Consider the following 16,738-nt stretch of genomic DNA (forward strand, 5'->3'; position numbering starts at 1 on the left):
CTACCGTGCCAGCAGCCGAAGGAGTGTTGTTTTCGTGGCCATCATCGAACAGGTCGGAGCTCGCGAGATCCTGGATTCGCGCGGTAACCCCACCGTCGAGGTCGAGATCGCCCTCGACGACGGCACCCTGACCCGCGCCGCGGTGCCCTCCGGTGCCTCCACCGGCGAGCACGAGGCCGTGGAACTCCGCGACGGCGGAGAGCGCTACAACGGCAAGGGTGTGCAGAAAGCTGTCGAGGGGGTGCTCGACGAGATCGCCCCGGCCGTGATCGGCCTGGACGCCGTCGAACAGCGCACCGTCGATCAGGCGCTACTCGATCTGGACGGTACGCCGGACAAATCGCGTCTCGGCGCCAACGCGCTGCTGGGTGTCTCCCTGGCGGTGGCGCGGGCGGCCGCGGAGTCCTCGGGTCTGGAACTGTTCCGCTACCTCGGCGGACCCAATGCCCATGTGCTTCCGGTGCCGATGATGAATATTCTCAACGGTGGCGCGCATGCCGATACCGGCGTGGATGTGCAGGAATTCATGGTGGCGCCGATCGGCGCTCCGACCTTCAAGGAATCGCTGCGCTGGGGCACGGAGGTCTACCACGCGCTCAAAGCGGTGCTGAAGGAGAAGGGCCTGGCCACCGGCCTGGGTGACGAGGGCGGGTTCGCCCCCGACGTCGCCGGCACCAAGGAGGCGCTGGATCTGATCAGTGTCGCGATCGGCAAGACCGGGCTGAAGCTGGGCCGGGACGTGGCGCTCGCCCTGGATGTCGCGGCGACCGAGTTCTACAAAGACGGTGCCTACCAGTTCGAGGGCTCCGCGCGCTCGGCCGCCGAAATGGCCAAGTTCTACACCGAGCTGCGGGCCGCGTACCCGCTGGTGTCCATCGAGGATCCGCTGTCGGAGGACGACTGGGACGGCTGGGTCGCGCTGACCGACGAGATCGGTGACAAGGTGCAGCTGGTCGGTGACGATCTCTTCGTCACCAACCCCGAACGCCTCGAGGACGGTATCGCCAAGGGTGCGGCCAACGCTCTGCTGGTGAAGGTCAACCAGATCGGCACCCTCACCGAAACCCTGGACGCCGTCGAACTGGCGCACCGCAACGGGTACAAGACCATGATGTCGCACCGGTCGGGTGAAACCGAGGACACCACCATCGCCGATCTCGCCGTCGCCGTCGGTAGCGGTCAGATCAAGACCGGCGCCCCGGCGCGCAGCGAGCGGGTGGCGAAGTACAACCAGCTGCTGCGGATCGAGGACGCGCTCGGCGATTCGGCCCGCTATGCCGGTGATGTGGCTTTCCCGCGGTTCACCTTCGAGGACTGAGGTAGATGTCGGAGCGGCGTGCGCGCGGTACCAGCCCCGCGGGGCGGGGCGGCCGCCGCACGTCGCGCGCGCCGTCGCGCCGCCCCGCCGCCGAAGTACACGGCGGTGCGGAGCGGGTGCGGCGCACCACGCGTCGTCCCCGCGCCGGGCAGGAAGGCGCGCGGGACTGGTCGGAGCGGACCATTCTGGGATTGTCCGCCGGTAAAGCGATCATCCTCGCGATGGTGGTGTGCGCGCTGGCGATGACGCTGGCCGTCCCCATGCGCACCTATTTCACCCAGCGCGCCGAAGCCGATCAGCTGGCAGCGGAACGCCGGACACTCGAGGACGATATCGCGCGGCTGAAGGATCGCCGTTCCCAGCAGGAGGACCCGGCCTACATCCGCTCCGAGGCACGCGACCGGTTACGGCTGGTGATGCCCGGTGAAACCCCCTATATCGTGCAGGTTCCGGGGATCGAAGTGCCGGCGATCCCGGATCCGCAGGCCCCCCGGCACGAACCCGATCCGTGGTACACGGATCTGTGGCGGAGCATCTCCGAACCACCCCCTGAAACCGAAGCACCCGCGCCGCAGCCGGAAGGACCCAGGTGAGTACACCCGACGACCGCGATCTGCAGATCGTCGCCGAACAACTGGGCCGCGAACCGCGCGGGGTGCTGGCGATCGCGTACCGGACTCCGGACGGCGTTCCCGCGGTGGTGAAGACCGCGCCGAAACTCCTCGACGGCACCCCGTTCCCCACCCTCTACTACCTCACCGACCCACGGCTGACCGCGGAGGCCAGCCGGTTGGAGTCCGCGGGTGTGATGAAGGGGATGACCGACCGGCTCGGCCGCGATACCGAACTCGCCGCCGCCTATCGCGCCGCGCACGAGAGCTACTTGGCCGAGCGGGACGAGATCGAATCGCTGGGCACCGATTTCAGCGGCGGCGGTATGCCGGACCGGGTGAAATGCCTGCATGTGCTGATCGCGCACGCGCTGGCGAAGGGGCCGGGGGTCAATCCGCTCGGTGACGAGGCGGTAGCGCTGGCGGCCGCGAACGGGCTGCGCGGCAACGCGATTCCGGCGGACTGGCCGGAATACGTGGCGACGGAAGAGGAGGCGCCGTGATGCGTTATCTCCGCCTTCGCCGCGGCCTCCGCGGGCCGCATGAATCGGCTTCGAAGGAGGCATTTTGACCGACAGAGTCGCTGCAGTGGACTGCGGCACCAATTCGATCCGCCTGTTGATCGCCGATATCGGCGCGGATTCGACCCTGACCGATGTGCATCGGGAGATGCGGATCGTGCGCCTGGGCAAAGGGGTGGACGCGACCGGGCAGTTGAATCCGGAAGCCATCGAGCGGACCCGGGTCGCGCTGGCCGACTATGTGGCGCTCATGCTCGAACACGGGGTGAGCCGGGTGCGGATGGTCGCCACCTCCGCCACCCGTGACGCCTCGAACCGCGAGGATTTCTTCGCGATGACCCAGGCCGAACTCGGCCGGGTCGTACCGGGCGCAACGGCCGAGGTGATCACCGGAGACGAGGAGGCGCGCCTGTCGTTCACCGGCGCGGTCGGTGAACTGTCGGCCGCGGACGGACCGTTCGTCGTGGTCGATCTGGGCGGCGGCTCCACCGAGCTCGTAGTCGGGGACAGCAGCGGGGTCCGGGCGGCGTTCTCCGCCGATATCGGCTGCGTGCGGGTCACCGAGCGGTGCCTGCGGGGAAATCCGCCGGAGGCGGCGGAAGTGGCCGCCGCGCGGGAATTCGCGGCCGAACGTCTCACCGAGGCCTTCACCCATGTCCCGGTGGACGGTACGCACACCTGGGTCGGCGTGGCGGGCACCATGACCACGCTCGCGGCCGTCGCATTGGACCTGCCGGAATACGATTCGGCGAAAACTCATCTGGCGCGGATCGCCCTGCCGGAGTTGAACGCCGTCTGTGATCGGTTGATCGGGATGAACCACGACGAGCGCGCCGCGCTGGGGCCCATGCACCCGGGCCGTGTCGACGTCATCGGCGGCGGAGCGGTGATCACCGAGGTGCTGGCCGCGGAACTGGCCCGGCGGGCCGGGATCGGCGAACTGGTCGTCAGCGAACACGACATCCTGGACGGGATCGCCCTGTCGATCGCCTGACCGAGGTTCCGGGCGCCCGGTCGTTACCGGGGTCCGGGTGTTCGTGAAACTGCGGTATCGGTTCGGTGCGGTATGCCACGCGCCGGGCCGCGCCCGTGGGACAGTCTGAGCATGTCCGCAGTACCAGACGTCGCCGATCGGACCTTCTTCGGTCACCCGATCGGACTCGTCAACCTGTTCGGTGTCGAACTGTGGGAGCGTTTCTCCTTCTACGGGATGCTCACCATCCTGGGCTACTACCTGTACTACTCGGCCACCGACGGTGGTCTCGGTATGGAGCAGGATGTCGCCATCGGCCTGGTCGGCGCCTACGGCGGTCTGGTCTACCTCTCCACGATCATCGGCGGCTGGGTATCGGACCGGCTGATCGGTATGGAGCGGACCGTCTTCTACGGCGGTGTCGTGGTGATGGCCGGGCATATCGCGCTCGCGCTGATCCCCGGATTGACGGGTGTGGGTGTGGGTCTGGTGCTGGTCGCGCTGGGCAGTGGCGCGTTGAAATCGAACGCGTCCGCGCTGCTGGGCACCCTCTACCCGAAGGGCGACCCGCGTGTCGACGGCGGTTTCACCCTCTTCTATCTCGGGATCAACCTGGGAGCTTTCGTCGGGCCGCTGATCACCGGGTTGTTGCAGGAGGGGTGGGGTTTCCACGCCGGCTTCGGGGCGGCCGCTGCCGGGATGGCGCTCGGGCTGATCCAGTATGTGGTGTTCCGGCGCAATCTCGGCACCGCCGGGCGGGAGCCCACCGATCCGCTGCCGCGCCGGGCCTACGGTCCGGTCGCCGCGATGGTGGTCGCCGCGATCCTGGTGATCGTGCTGGTGCTGGTGACCGGCCTGGTCACCGTCGACAACCTGCCCGATGTGACCACCGCGCTGATCGTCGTCGCCGCGGCGGCGTACTTCGCCGTGCTGCTCACCCATCGCCGGGTGACCCCGCTCGAACGCAGCCGGGTGTGGGCGTTCCTCCCGCTGTTCCTGGCGAACGTGGTGTTCTGGGCACTGTTCCAGCAGATCTTCACCGTGCTCGCCGTGTACTCCGACGAGCGGATGGAGTGGAATATCTTCGGCTGGACCGCGCCGTCGAACTGGATCGGTTCGGTGGAGCCGGTATGGATCATCGCGCTGTCGCCGCTGTTCGCGCTGCTGTGGACCAGACTGGGGGAGCGGGCGCCCAGCACCCCGCGCAAATTCGCGCTCGGTGTGATCGGGATGGGGGTGGCGTTCCTGTTGTTCGTCCCGCTGGCCGGGACCACGGGTCGTTCGGTGCCTGCCCTGGCGGTGCTGTTCATCATGGCGGTGTTCGCCGTCTCGGAGCTGCTGATCTCCCCGATCGGTCTCGCGGTGAGCACCCAGCTCGCGCCCGAGCATTTCCGCGCGCAGATGATGGCCCTCTATTTCCTGTCCGTCGCGCTGGGCACCACCTTGTCGGGTGTGCTGGCGCGTTTCTATTCACCCGACGACGAGTTCGCCTACTTCGGGATCACCGGACTGGTGGCGATCGCGGCGGGTGCGGTGATTGCCGGTCTGTCGTCGTGGATAACCCGATATATGTCGGGAGTGCACTAGCGTTCCCGGTACTCGCGCCGGAACCACGAGGAGGCCGCAGTGACGACGCCTACCAGCCGCAGTTCACTGTTCCGTACCAAGTCCGTAGAGCAATCGCTGCGAGACACGGACGAACCCGGAAAAAAACTGCGCAAGGACCTCACCTCCTGGGATCTGGCGATCTTCGGCGTGGCCGTCGTCATCGGCGCCGGTATCTTCACGCTCACCGCCCGCACGGCCGGGAACGTCGCCGGCCCCGCGGTCTCGCTGGCCTTCGTCTTCGCGGCGATCGCCTGCGGTCTCACCGCGCTGTGCTACGCGGAGTTCGCCTCCACCGTCCCGGTCGCCGGTAGTGCCTACACCTTCTCCTACGCGACCTTCGGCGAGCTCGCCGCCTGGATCATCGGGTGGGACCTGCTGCTCGAGTTCGCGCTCGCCGCGGCCGTGGTGGCCAAGGGCTGGTCGCAGTATCTCGGCCAGGTGTTCGACCGCGGCGCCGCCGTGGTGGAGATAGGCGGAGTCACCTTCGACTGGGGTGCGGTGCTACTCATCGCGGTGCTCACCGTTCTGCTGGCCCTGGGGACCAAACTGTCCTCCCGGGTGTCGATGATCGCGGTGGCCATCAAGGTCGGGGTGATCCTGCTGGTGATCGTGGTCGGGCTGACCTTCTTCGATTCCGACAACCTGACCCCGTTCATCCCGGAATCGGTGCCGGGTCAAGGCGGACAGGGACTGACGCAATCACTGTTCTCCTGGGTCACCGGGGCCGGTAACAGCACTTTCGGCTGGTACGGCCTGCTCGCCGCCGCCAGCCTCGTATTCTTCGCGTTCATCGGCTTCGATGTGGTCGCCACTGCCGCCGAGGAGACCAAGAACCCGCAACGCGATCTGCCGCGCGGCATCCTCGGTTCGCTGATCGTGGTCACCATCCTCTACGTCGCTGTCTCCATCGTGCTGACCGGCATGGTCCCCTACACCGATCTGGCGGGCGACGACGCGACACTGGCGACCGCCTTCGCGCTGAACGGCGCCACCTGGGCCAAGAACATCATCTCCATCGGCGCGCTGGCCGGTCTGACCACCGTTGTCATGGTGATGCTGCTCGGCCAGACCCGCGTGCTGTTCGCGATGTCGCGCGACGGCCTCGTCCCGCGCCGGCTCGCCAGGACCGGTCAGCGGGGCACACCGGTGCGGATCACCATCATCGTCGGCATCGTCTGCGCGATCCTGGCCGGTTTCGTGAAGTTCGGGACCCTCGAGGAAATGGTGAACATCGGCACTCTGTTCGCCTTCCTGCTGGTCTCCATCGGTGTGGTCGTGCTGCGCCGCACCCGCCCCGACCTGCCGCGCGGGTTCCGGGTTCCGCTTGTGCCGTACGTGCCGATTCTGGCAGTGCTGTCCTGCCTGTGGTTGATGGTGAACCTATCCGTCGAAACCTGGCTGCGTTTCGTAGTCTGGATGCTGCTCGGTTTGGTGATGTACTTCGCATACGGCCGACGGCATTCGCTGGTCGGTAGGTCCGCTTCCGAACAGGGGTGATCGCGATGGGTCCGTCGTGGCGGTGGTTCCGGCGCCGGGAGATACCGCCCGAGCACCTGCCGGTGCGAAGGGACGCGTCCGGTACGGACCTGGTGGTCGGCTGGATCGACGCGGTGACCACCGGCCTGGCCACCGCTGCGCCGGGCCCACCGGAAGCCGCTCCCGCCCGGGTGTGCGACGGCATGTTCACCGCCGCGACCATCGTCGCGGTACTCATCGAGAAGATCGCCGACCGCACCGAGTACCGGGTCGCCAACAACCGCTGTATGGCCTCGGCGGTCGATTTCATGAAGGTCCTCGGCGAGGACACCCTCCGCCGCTACCGTATCGACGGTGTGCAGCCGGTGGGCTGGGAGAACATGGGCACCGAGATGGACGAGCTGGTGATCGCCCGCCGCCTCGGCCGGTTGGGGGAGGCGCTACAGCTGGCATTGCTGGCGGTGACCACGGACTACGACCTATCCGACGAGGTACGCGAGGCAGCCGAGGAGTCCGGTTTGCTGGCGGCCGACGTCCTGGTGGAGGCATGCCAGGCGATTCAGACAGATCCCACAGTGTGACTCCCACTCACGGGTATTCCGGTACGGGTGTACGAGTCGGTAGTGTGTGGTCCGCACGCCCCCATAGCCCAATTGGCAGAGGCAGCGGACTTAAAATCCGCCAAGTGTGGGTTCGAGTCCCACTGGGGGCACTGCTGCGCCGCAGGTCGGACAGTGTGTTCGACCGCGCTGGGCACTGCTGTGCCGCATGCCGGAGTTGCGGGATGGACTCATCCACCGGGTCCGGGAGTATATGGACACCGCACGGGGGCACCGCGCCGTTTTCGGGGAACCCGCGTCGGTCATGACCGAGTAGACGAGTCCGTAGCCCCCGGGCATTCGCCGTGAGTGGCTTCGTGCCGGGTGGACCGGATCGTGGTCAGTCCCGGGGCCCCGGCAGGGTCACCGCCATCACGAAGACAGCGATTCCGATAACCGCCAGCACTGCCAGCGGTGCACTCCAGATCACGACTCTTCGCCGAGCACTGTGGGCAGGGCCGAACCTGCTGGGTACACCTGTGTCCGAGTGATCAGCTCGGTGACTTCCGTGACGACCCACCAAGGAGCATCGGGTTCGAGTGAGCCCAGGTGCGGAATCACTACAGCGTCGGCGAGATTCTCCAGCGCGTACTGGACCGCGATAAGTGCTGCCAGCACGGCTCGGGTATCTGTTCGCACGGTGTAGACGATGCGCAACTGATGCTGCTGGATCAGCGCTTCGAAATCGGTAGGAACGTGATCTGTGTGCAGCAGTGCGACCGCTCGCTTCATGACCGACGATCCGCGGTAGCGCCCGGTGCCAGAAGGCCTCGCCGCGAGCCTTTCCTCTGTATGCCTCTCCACTGCGTTCTCGCTCCTTCGCTGTTTGCCCGGGATGCGCGCCCGGCGTCGGAAAGATGGGCGGACAACGCTTCTCGGCGGCGGGTTCCTGAAGCTTGGCGCCCTGGCCTCGGGAAAACGGCGTCGGAAGTGGCGTCGAACAGGTCTCCAAGGGGGGCGACATTTAGGCGTCTGAACCGTTATCGTTTGCGCATGAGGACGGCACCCAACACGGCGTTGCGGGCGGCCAGGAACGCCCGTCTGATGAGCCAGGACGATCTCGCCCGCGCGCTGCGCGAGGCCGGATGCCTCAGCGCGACCAAGCGTCTGGTGCAGCGGTGGGAGGCCGGGCACACGGTGAGCCCACGTCCCGTGCACGCGCGAGCGCTGGAGAAGGTGATGGGGTTACCGATCGAGACGCTGGGCTTCGGCGCTGTCATGGCGGGCCGCAGCTTGTCGGCAGCCGATGACGGCGGACGCGAAGTCGAATCACCTATCGGGGAGGTGTCGTCGGACCAGCACACGAGCGCGAGTGGTGCCCGCCCGCGTCCACCGGGAAACTATGCGGGGGTGTGGTTGTCGCGGTACGAGTATTACTCCAGTGGCCGGGATGCGACGTTCACCGCCGCTCACTACGTGATTATCCTCCAGCACGACGACCGCCTCACCATTCGCAGTCTGCCGGGCTCGTCTCCGTCGTCGCTGGAAATGGATCTCACTGTCGACGGGCATATAGCCACGGGTGTGTGGAGCGAGCGCACTGCCCCGCAGGGCTACTACCGGGGCGCGCGTTACCACGGCTCCATTCAGGTGCTGGTGGAGTTGACCGGTAACCGGATGGCCGGGAAGTGGGTCGGGTTCGGAAAGAACTTCGAAATCAATACCGGTCCGTGGGAACTGGTGATGCAGGAACCGTCGACGTCCAAGGCGGCCGTAGACGCATACGATCACCCGGTTCCGCTCGAAGACTGAGCAGTACGCCGCTACGCGTTCGGCAGGGCCGAACGGTTCACGCGGGCCGTGGAAACAGATCGCGGGTATACGTTGCTCGGTGTCAATGCCCGAGCTCGATGTACAGCAGCCCCGGAGATGTCGCGAAGCCGTGGCGGATGTATGCACTGCCTGCGCCTTTGCTGGACTGGACAGTGACGCGTTCCAATCCCGGCCGGCCGGCGAGCTCGACGACGGCGTCTATGAGCTTGCCGCCGAGTCCGCTGTTCCGGCACCACATACATGCTCTGGATATCGACCGAAGCGCGTTGTGGCGCAAACACACTCGGTACGCGCGGGTTGATCGCCGGCCATGCCATCCCGATGACGATGTTCTCTTCGGCGAGGACCAGGCAGCGATGCGAGTCCCGGTTTGCTCGGGCCCAGGACGAGAAGAACTCGGTGTATTCGTCATATGTGGTCGTGGGGTGCCTGGTAATTCCTCGCACGATTGCCGGCGAAGATGAGCGACGGCAGCCAGTTCGTCGTCCCGTACCGGACGGATCGCGGTCGTGCTGATAGGCGAATTCTGGCACAGCTCGACGACTCCACTGCCTGGGCCGGGGTATCGGTGGGCGACATGCGTGCCCGATTCGGGTGGGTGGTCTCGGCCATAAAGGGTACCTTCCCCCTATGACGGAACCGCCGCACAACTATGGGCGCCAGGACCCCCGCCGCCAGGGTTACCCGCCTACCCAGGCATATTCCCAACCGCAGGGTCGCGCGCCGCAACAGCCGGACTACGGGCACCCGCCCGAATACGGCCAGCAGCCGGAGTACGGTCACCAGGTCGAATACGGGTACGAATCCGACCGGCCCGAACCGCAGTCGAACGAGCCGAAGATCAACCTCGGACGCCTGTGGGCGGGTGGGGTCGGTACGGCCATTGTCGTCGCGCTGGTCATCGTGGTGCTGATCATGCTGGTGCGCGGCATCCTGAACATCTCGGTCCTCTCACCCGAGGGTGCGGGCGCCTACGGAACCGTGTCGACCACGTCGTACGCGGTGGCCGGCGGTGCTGCCGCTATCGCGGCGACCGGTCTGCTGAATCTGCTGCTGGCCCTGATGCCCAGTCCGATGCAGTTCTTCTACTGGATCACCGGGCTGGTCACCGCGCTGGCGACGCTGGTGCCGTTCACCCTGGTCGCCGGGGTGGATGCGAAGATCGCGACGGCGGTGATCAATCTGATCGCCGGGTTGTGCATCATATCGCTGCTCGGCGGGGTCGGGGCCGGCGCGATCATCCGGCGCCCGCAGTCGCAGTACTGAAATCGCCGGAGCCCGGGCCGGATAGGTGCGCCGGGATTCATTGCGGCTGCGGCTCGTCCGGGCGTACCCGGACCAGTTGTTTGCCGAGGTTGGCGCCGTCGAACAGTCGCTGCAGGGCGGCCGGGGCGTTGGTGAGACCGTCGACGATGTCCTCTGCCCAGTGCAGGTCGCCCGCTGCTACCCAGCTCGCCAGCTGGGTCAGTGCGGCCGGGAAATCGGCGTGGTGGTCGTAGAAGACGAAGCCCTCCATACGCGCGCGGCGGAAGGCCAGTTGCATGTAGTTGGCGGGACCGGTGCCGTAACCGGCGGCGGTGTAGCCGGAGGAGATGGATCCGCACAGCGCTATCCGCGCGTGCGGGGCCAGGTGGTCGAGCGCGTTCTCCAGTAGCCTGCCGCCGACATTGTCGAAGACCGCGGTGAGACCGTCGGGCGCGAACGCGCGCAGCGCGGACGGGATATCGTCTTCGCGGTAGTTCGGGCAGTCGTGGAATCGGGCGATATCGCGCACCCACGCGACCTTCTCCGCCGAGCCCGCCGTACCGATCACGCGTGCGCCGAGCAGTCGCGCGATCTGACCGGCCAGCGAGCCGACGCTCCCTGCCGCGCCGGTGACCAGCACGGAATCGGAATCCGCGACGTCGAGTACGCGCCGCACACCCATATACGCGGTCAATCCGCTGACGCCGAAAACGGTGAGCATATGGCGGGGGTCGATCCCCGGGGGTACCGGATTCACGCCGAACAATCCGCTCTGCCGGGCCACGGTGTATTCCTGCCAGCCCAGCTCGCCGTAGACCCACTGGCCCTCCGGTAGGGCCGGGTCGCGGGAGGCCACGACGCGACCCACCCCGCTGCCGCGCATCACCTCACCCACGCCGACCGGGGTCGTGTAGGTGGTCGCGGGGTTGAGCCAGGTCCGCTGGGTGGCGTCGATACCGAGCCACACCACCTCCACCAGCGCTTCTCCGCTTTCCAGAATTGGGAAGGGCCTACTCTGGTCGGCAAAGGTGCCGGTGGTGATCCCGGCGGCCGGCCGCTCGCGCAGGACGACCTGACGAAAGGTCCGGTCGGTCACGACGGTCAGTTTCCCTGATCGGCCGGGCCCGCGTCACCTCATTTTCGTGCCGTACCGGCCTGCTGTTCGAGCAGGCCGGCAGTGTTGTGTTCACGATGATCGCAACCCGTGTCAACCGGCCGATCGCGTCGTACCCTCGGATCTCCGGTCCAGGTTCGGGAGCACACCGTCATGATCAAGTTATTGATTTTCACCCTCGTGGGTCTCGGCGCGCAGATCGTCGACGGCACGCTCGGTATGGCCTTCGGCGTCACCGCGACGACGCTGCTCGTCCTCAGCGGCACGAGCGCCGCGCATGCTAGTGCGGCGGTCCACTTCGCCGAGGTCGCCACCACCCTGGCCTCCGGCGCATCGCATTGGCGGTTCGGCAATATCGACTGGAAGATCGTGCTACGGCTCGGTGTGCCCGGCGGTGTCGGCGCCTTCCTCGGTGCGACGGTCCTCTCCCGGATCTCCACCGAATCCGCGGCGCCCATCACCGCGGGGATCCTGCTCGCGATCGGTGTCTTCCTGGTCATCCGGTTCTCGTCGCGGCCGCCGGTGGAATTCGCCGCCTCGGAGAAGACCGCGCATTCCACCAAATTTTTGACACCTCTCGGTCTGTTCGGTGGTTTCATCGACGCCAGCGGTGGCGGCGGCTGGGGTCCGGTCACCACCAGCACTCTGCTGACCACCGGACGCAGTGCGCCTCGTACGGTGATCGGCTCGGTGAGTGCCTCGGAGTTCATCGTGTCCGCGGCGGCCAGCGTCGGCTTCCTGCTCGGGCTCGGATCGGACTTCTTCGACAACCTGCTGATCATCGCGGGACTGGCGCTCGGTGGCGTTATCGCCGCCCCCGTCGCCGCGTGGCTGGTGAGCCGGGTCACCCCGGGGGTGCTCGGCACCGGTGTCGGTGGGTTGCTGGTACTCACCAACGCCCGCACGCTGTTCAAGTACTTCGATATCGAGGGCGCTCCCCGCACGATCGGCTATGTGGTGATCTTCGTGGTGGCGGTGGCGCTCACTGTCTACGCGTGGCGTAAGTCCCGGTTGGCCGCGGCCGCCGAAGCCGAGACCGCGATTCCGGACGCAGTCGGTACTGCGGCCGGGACCGAGTCCGAGCGCGATACCGAATCCACCGGTGAAGGCTCCGCGGACTCGGCGCAGGTGCCCGTCAGATAAGCCGCCGATCGCCTGGTTCCGCCCCTCGCGGGCGGTATGACCGAAGGATGAGGGGACAGCGCCCGGCCACGCGGACCACTGGTCCGGGTGGCCGGGCGCCTTCGTTCGTGACCCCTGCCTGCCCGGTGCGCCTCAGTCGACGGGCGCGACCCGGATCAGGTTCCCGTCCGGATCCTCGACCACGAAAGTGCGCCCGAACACCGCGTCGTGCGGTTCCTGGACCACCTTCACACCCCGGCCCAGCCAACGCTCGAACTGCTCGTCGATCACGGCGGGACCGCCGGACAGATTGAGGCAGACCTCGGAAGTGCGAGCGGCGGCCTGCTCCAACTGGTCGGGGTGACCGCTCCACAGCGCGAGGTCCACGCCTCCGCCCAGCTCGAAGGTGATGAATCGAGGCGATTCGAACTTCGGCGCCATATCGAACAGATCCGAATAGAAACGGGCCGACGCGGGAGCATCGGCGACGTACACGATGAACATGTTCGGGGTCGGCATGGCAGTGATCACCTTTCGCGTCGATGTGAACAGGTCCGAGCATGCCGGAGCGGTCGGGCAAAGTAACAGAGGTCCATATCGGCGCCCACAGGTGTCGCGCATCCCCGGGCGGCCACACCTTTCGCACCGAGCCGGCCGACCACCGGGTGGCAGCGGCCGCGGCGGCGCGGTGGTCGGTGTCCGGGGGCCGGTTTCCGCAGTGCGCGCCGGATCCAGGAGGCGCAGGCGCTGCTCGCTCACACGCTGTGGTTATCGGTTCATCAATACGGGACCTGCGGCGGCCGAGGCAGTGGTGGCCGACTTGCGGCCGGGTGCCCACGCGCCCAGTACGAAGGCCATCACCACGGTGAGTATGCCCAGGGCCAGGGCGGCCTGTTGCGCACCGTGCACGAAGGCCTCCTTGGCGAAGGCCGCCAGTGGGTCGGCCGCCGGGCCCGCCTTCTCGGCGACTTCCAGTGCGGCGGCCAGCGAATCACCGACCGGTCCGCGGGCGGCTTCGGGCAGGCTGGGCAGCGCGGGGTCGATTCGGTCGGCGTAGCCGACGGCGAGGATGCTGCCGGAGATCGCGATACCGATGGCCGCGCCCACTTCGCGGGAGGCGTCGTTGACCGCGGAGGCCACCCCGTGCTTCTCCGGCGGTGTGCCGTTGATGATGGCGGCGGTCGCGGGGGCGGTGCACAGACCGAGCCCGATGCTGAGGATCAGCAGCGGCCAGAGTATGTCGAGGTAGGTGCTGTCCACGGTGGTCCGGGAGACGAGAATCAGCGCGCTGCCGACGCACAGCAGACCGAGGAAGGTGGGCAGGCGCAGCCCGAACCGTTCGGCCAGCCGCGGCGCGAAGACCGAGATACCGATCAGCGGTGCGATCATCGGTGCCATCGCCACCGCGGACATGAGCGGTGAATACCCGAAGATCAGCTGCATGTACTGCACGAACAGCAGGAAATAACCGAAGGCGACCAGGAACTGGACACCGACGCTCACCGCGCCGCTGCCGAAACCGCGGTCGGCGAACAGCCGCACGTCCAGTAGCGGGTTGGGTACCCGCAGTTCGACCGTCGCGAACCCGACCCCGGCGAGGATTCCGGCGCCGAACAGGCCCAGTACCAGCGGATCGGTCCAGCCGCGCACCGGCGCTTCGATCGCTCCGACCACGAGGCCGCCGACGGCCACCGAAGCCGTGATACCGCCCCAGAAATCCAGCGGCGGCCGGGTGTCGTCCACGGATTCGGGAACCGTGCAACCGGCGATCGCCAGTACCGCGCCGGCCACCGTCATCGCGAGGAAGATCGCCTGCCAGGACCAGATCTGCAGCAGCAGCCCCGAGCCGAGGATGCCGAGTACCGCGCCACCGCTGACCACCCCGGCCCACAGCCCGACCGCCACTCCGCGTCGTTCCGGCGGGAACCCTCCGGTGAGCAGCGACAGCGTGGACGGCATCACCAGCGCGGCGCCCACCCCCGCGACGGCCCGAGAGGTGATGATCCAGTGCGGTTCGTCCAAGGCGAGCGGCACCGCGGAGGCGATGGCGAACACCACCAAGCCGAGCACCATCATGATGCGACGGCCGAACCGGTCGCCCAGCGCGCCGGAGAACAGGACCAGGCAGGCCAGCGCGAGGGTGTATCCGTCGACCACCCAGGTGAGCTGCTGCTGAGTGGCACCGGTATCGGCGGCGATCTCGGGAAGCGCGGTGTAGAGGGCGGCCATCGCCGCGATGACCAGTGCGACCGCCATCGACGACAGGGTGAGCAGCCAGATATGCGCCCGGGAAAGGCGCGTGTTCACCGATGTCATGGCCACCTCCCGGCAGAGGAAACAAGCGGTTGCTTCCTATTGATCAGAGCACGATTCAGCCGAACGGCTATCGGTGATCTCTGTCACGGTTACTGCCGCGCGGCCGAGGCCCTGGTCATGGGCGGTGCGTGGTGGGCGCGCCGGGTATCGGGCCGGTGGCTGTCCGGCGCCCGTCACCACCTCGCCGACGTGGCTACCCTGGGGCGGGTGAAGGCAGATACCGCGCTCCTGGTCCCGGTCGCCGCCCAACTGGACGACATCACCACCGTCGGTCCGGAGGAAGATGCCGGGGACGGTGGGCCGACCAGGCCGGAGATCGAAGCGATCTGGGAGTCGGTGCGGGCGTGGTACCGGATGGGGAGCACTCCCGCGATCCAGGTCTGCCTGCGCCGCAACGGCCGGGTACTCCTGAACCGGGCGATCGGCCACGGTTGGGGGAACGCACCGGGAGACGGGCCGGACACCGAGCGTATCCCGGTGACCACCGAGACCCCGTTCTGTGGATTCTCCACCGCGAAGGGCGTTTCCGCCGCGGTGATGTTCATGCTGATCGAACAAGGTGTGTTCGGGTTCGACGACCCCGTCTGTGACTACATTCCCGAGTTCGCCGCGAACGGCAAGGGCGCTGTCACCATCGGTCATGTACTCACCCACACCGCAGGGGTCCCGTTCGTGACCCGCCCCTACCGCGGGCACGAGATGGTTTTCGACGAGGATCTGTGCCTGCGCGGCCTGGTCGATCTGAAACCGAGCTACCCGGCGGGCCGGTTCCGGGTGTATCACGCGCTGACCAGCGGGCTCATCCAGCGGCTGCTGGTGCAGCGAGCCACCGGGAAGCGGATCCGGGACCATCTCGCCGAGCGGGTGCTGGAACCGCTGGGTTTCCGCTGGACGAATCTGGGTGTCGCGCCCGGGGATGTGGACGCGGTGGTACCGAGTGTGAAGACCGGCCCGCCGCCCCCGAAGTTCGCCTCGTTCCTGGCGGGCCGGGCGCTGGGCGGCGGATTCGCCGACGATGCGGTGAACCGGGATTCGAATCGGGCCTTCCTCACGGCCGAACTGCCGTCGGGCAATCTGGTGACGACTGCCGCCGAGCTGTCCCGGTTCTACGAGATCCTCGCGCGCGGCGGCGAACTCGACGGTGTCCGGATCATGCGCGCCGAGACCTTGCGTGACGCGGTGCGACCCGCTCCCCGGGTCCCGGGGGTGGCGGGGCGGGTGAGCCGCGCGGGATACGAATTGGGCGGGCACCGTTCGAAATTCGGACACGACACCAGCGCGCATTTCGGCCGCAGCGGGTTCACCACACAGTACGGCTGGGCCGATCCGGACCGCGGACTCAGCGGGGCGATCCTGACGAACGGGAAGTCCTCTTTGGACGGCGAGCGGCCGTGGGAACTGGTGGCGCAGATCTCGGGGGTGTTCCGGCCGCTGCCGCCCGCGCACCGGGTCTTCGAACTCTGAGCCGCGCCCGCCGGGTCAGTGCACGATGGAGGCGATATGGTGGCGCACCACCCGATCCGCCGCGCCGTCACCGGCTCCGTACGGGTAGGCGAGTTCGAAGGCCAGACCACTGATCAGCGCGACCAGCCGCTCCGTTTCGAGTTCGATATCGGCCACCGCGGCCCGGGTGAGCGCGGTGGCCACGAGGGTGCGGGTGGAGGTCCCCATCCAGTTCGTCTCGGCCTGCATACCGTTCACCAGCCGGGCGTTCGCGACGATCTCGTTGCGTAGCAGCAGCCGCCGCCGGTCGGCGGGATCGAGCAGGAGTGCGCGGGTGACAGCCTCGAGATAGGTGCGCCGGTCGGCCACCGAATCGCTGTGCGGTCCGGCCCCGATCGTCGCGAGCCGGCGATCGCGGTCGAGCTCGAGTTCCTTGGCGGCGGTGATCAGTAACCCGTACTGATCGCCGTATTTGCGGCGCAACGTTTTCCCGTCCACGCCGCTGTGGTCGGCCACCCGGCGCAGCGTCGTCTCGCGCACGCCGCGGGAGGTCACCAGATCGAGTACGGCGTCGAGTACCGCGTGGTGCTCATCTGTCACGATCGACGTTCCTTCCGCC

At 67.4% G+C, this 16,738-nt stretch carries 16 protein-coding genes and 1 tRNA gene; 12 read left to right on the forward strand and 5 right to left on the reverse strand.

Annotated features, from left to right (window positions below):
• Window positions 1-34: 34 nt before the first annotated feature.
• The 8 genes from eno (at window position 35) to IEY68_RS21425 (ending at window position 7,219) form a co-directional block, all read left to right on the forward strand.
• Window positions 35-1,318 carry a phosphopyruvate hydratase gene (eno, locus tag IEY68_RS21390; RefSeq protein WP_062998939.1) on the forward strand — a complete coding sequence of 428 codons (1,284 nt, stop codon included), beginning with the start codon at window positions 35-37 and terminating at the stop codon, window positions 1,316-1,318.
• Between the two features lie 5 nt (window positions 1,319-1,323).
• A complete protein-coding gene (locus tag IEY68_RS21395; protein ID WP_062998937.1) occupies window positions 1,324-1,911 on the forward strand; it encodes an FtsB family cell division protein in 588 nt (195 codons plus the stop codon).
• Window positions 1,908-2,432 (forward strand): DUF501 domain-containing protein, encoded by a 525-nt coding sequence (locus IEY68_RS21400; protein WP_062998934.1) that lies wholly within the window; start codon window positions 1,908-1,910, stop codon window positions 2,430-2,432. Before IEY68_RS21395 ends, IEY68_RS21400 begins: the two co-directional genes overlap by 4 nt.
• 64 nt (window positions 2,433-2,496) lie before the next feature.
• The gene (locus IEY68_RS21405) at window positions 2,497-3,444 is read left to right on the forward strand and encodes a Ppx/GppA phosphatase family protein (protein WP_062998932.1); all 948 of its coding nucleotides are present in this window, start codon (window positions 2,497-2,499) and stop codon (window positions 3,442-3,444) included.
• Between the two features lie 111 nt (window positions 3,445-3,555).
• Window positions 3,556-5,010: a peptide MFS transporter gene (locus IEY68_RS21410; protein ID WP_062998967.1), complete on the forward strand. Its 1,455-nt coding sequence runs from the start codon at window positions 3,556-3,558 to the stop codon at window positions 5,008-5,010.
• A gap of 39 nt (window positions 5,011-5,049) precedes the next feature.
• Window positions 5,050-6,528 carry an amino acid permease gene (locus tag IEY68_RS21415; RefSeq protein WP_062998930.1) on the forward strand — a complete coding sequence of 493 codons (1,479 nt, stop codon included), beginning with the start codon at window positions 5,050-5,052 and terminating at the stop codon, window positions 6,526-6,528.
• Window positions 6,529-6,533: 5 nt separating this feature from the next.
• Window positions 6,534-7,088, forward strand: coding sequence for a hypothetical protein (locus IEY68_RS21420; RefSeq protein WP_189094417.1), 555 nt, complete (start codon window positions 6,534-6,536; stop codon window positions 7,086-7,088).
• A 57-nt stretch (window positions 7,089-7,145) separates the two neighbouring features.
• Window positions 7,146-7,219 (forward strand) — tRNA-Leu (locus IEY68_RS21425).
• A 313-nt stretch (window positions 7,220-7,532) separates the two neighbouring features.
• Here the strand turns inward: IEY68_RS21425 and IEY68_RS21430 are convergent.
• Entirely contained in the window at window positions 7,533-7,838 is a 306-nt protein-coding gene (locus tag IEY68_RS21430; protein WP_062998926.1) for a hypothetical protein, read from the reverse strand.
• 261 nt (window positions 7,839-8,099) lie between these two features.
• On the opposite strand from IEY68_RS21430, the gene IEY68_RS21435 reads away from it, so the two are divergent.
• Both IEY68_RS21435 and IEY68_RS21440 read left to right on the forward strand, forming a co-directional pair.
• Window positions 8,100-8,858, forward strand: coding sequence for a helix-turn-helix domain-containing protein (locus IEY68_RS21435; protein ID WP_062998924.1), 759 nt, complete (start codon window positions 8,100-8,102; stop codon window positions 8,856-8,858).
• Between the two features lie 651 nt (window positions 8,859-9,509).
• The gene (locus IEY68_RS21440) at window positions 9,510-10,145 is read left to right on the forward strand and encodes a DUF6069 family protein (protein WP_062998922.1); all 636 of its coding nucleotides are present in this window, start codon (window positions 9,510-9,512) and stop codon (window positions 10,143-10,145) included.
• A 37-nt stretch (window positions 10,146-10,182) separates the two neighbouring features.
• Here the strand turns inward: IEY68_RS21440 and IEY68_RS21445 are convergent, their stop codons facing one another.
• Window positions 10,183-11,220 carry an NADP-dependent oxidoreductase gene (locus tag IEY68_RS21445; RefSeq protein ID WP_062998920.1) on the reverse strand — a complete coding sequence of 346 codons (1,038 nt, stop codon included), beginning with the start codon at window positions 11,218-11,220 and terminating at the stop codon, window positions 10,183-10,185.
• Window positions 11,221-11,391: 171 nt separating this feature from the next.
• Here IEY68_RS21445 and IEY68_RS21450 point away from each other — a divergent pair, with 171 nt between their 5' ends.
• Window positions 11,392-12,381, forward strand: coding sequence for a sulfite exporter TauE/SafE family protein (locus IEY68_RS21450; RefSeq protein WP_189094419.1), 990 nt, complete (start codon window positions 11,392-11,394; stop codon window positions 12,379-12,381).
• A 132-nt stretch (window positions 12,382-12,513) separates the two neighbouring features.
• Here the strand turns inward: IEY68_RS21450 and IEY68_RS21455 are convergent, their stop codons facing one another.
• A complete protein-coding gene (locus tag IEY68_RS21455) occupies window positions 12,514-12,879 on the reverse strand; it encodes a VOC family protein (RefSeq protein WP_062998918.1) in 366 nt (121 codons plus the stop codon).
• Between the two features lie 249 nt (window positions 12,880-13,128).
• Window positions 13,129-14,676 carry an MFS transporter gene (locus IEY68_RS21460; RefSeq protein ID WP_062998916.1) on the reverse strand — a complete coding sequence of 516 codons (1,548 nt, stop codon included), beginning with the start codon at window positions 14,674-14,676 and terminating at the stop codon, window positions 13,129-13,131.
• A 207-nt stretch (window positions 14,677-14,883) separates the two neighbouring features.
• Here IEY68_RS21460 and IEY68_RS21465 point away from each other — a divergent pair, with 207 nt between their 5' ends.
• Window positions 14,884-16,140, forward strand: coding sequence for a serine hydrolase (locus IEY68_RS21465; RefSeq protein WP_062998964.1), 1,257 nt, complete (start codon window positions 14,884-14,886; stop codon window positions 16,138-16,140).
• A gap of 15 nt (window positions 16,141-16,155) precedes the next feature.
• Here the strand turns inward: IEY68_RS21465 and IEY68_RS21470 are convergent, their stop codons facing one another.
• Complete coding sequence (locus tag IEY68_RS21470; RefSeq protein WP_062998908.1) at window positions 16,156-16,719, reverse strand: TetR family transcriptional regulator C-terminal domain-containing protein; 564 nt, start codon at window positions 16,717-16,719, stop codon at window positions 16,156-16,158.
• Between the last annotated feature and the right edge of the window lie 19 nt (window positions 16,720-16,738).

The organism is Nocardia jinanensis (assembly GCF_014645735.1).
Classification (GTDB): domain Bacteria; phylum Actinomycetota; class Actinomycetes; order Mycobacteriales; family Mycobacteriaceae; genus Nocardia; species Nocardia jinanensis.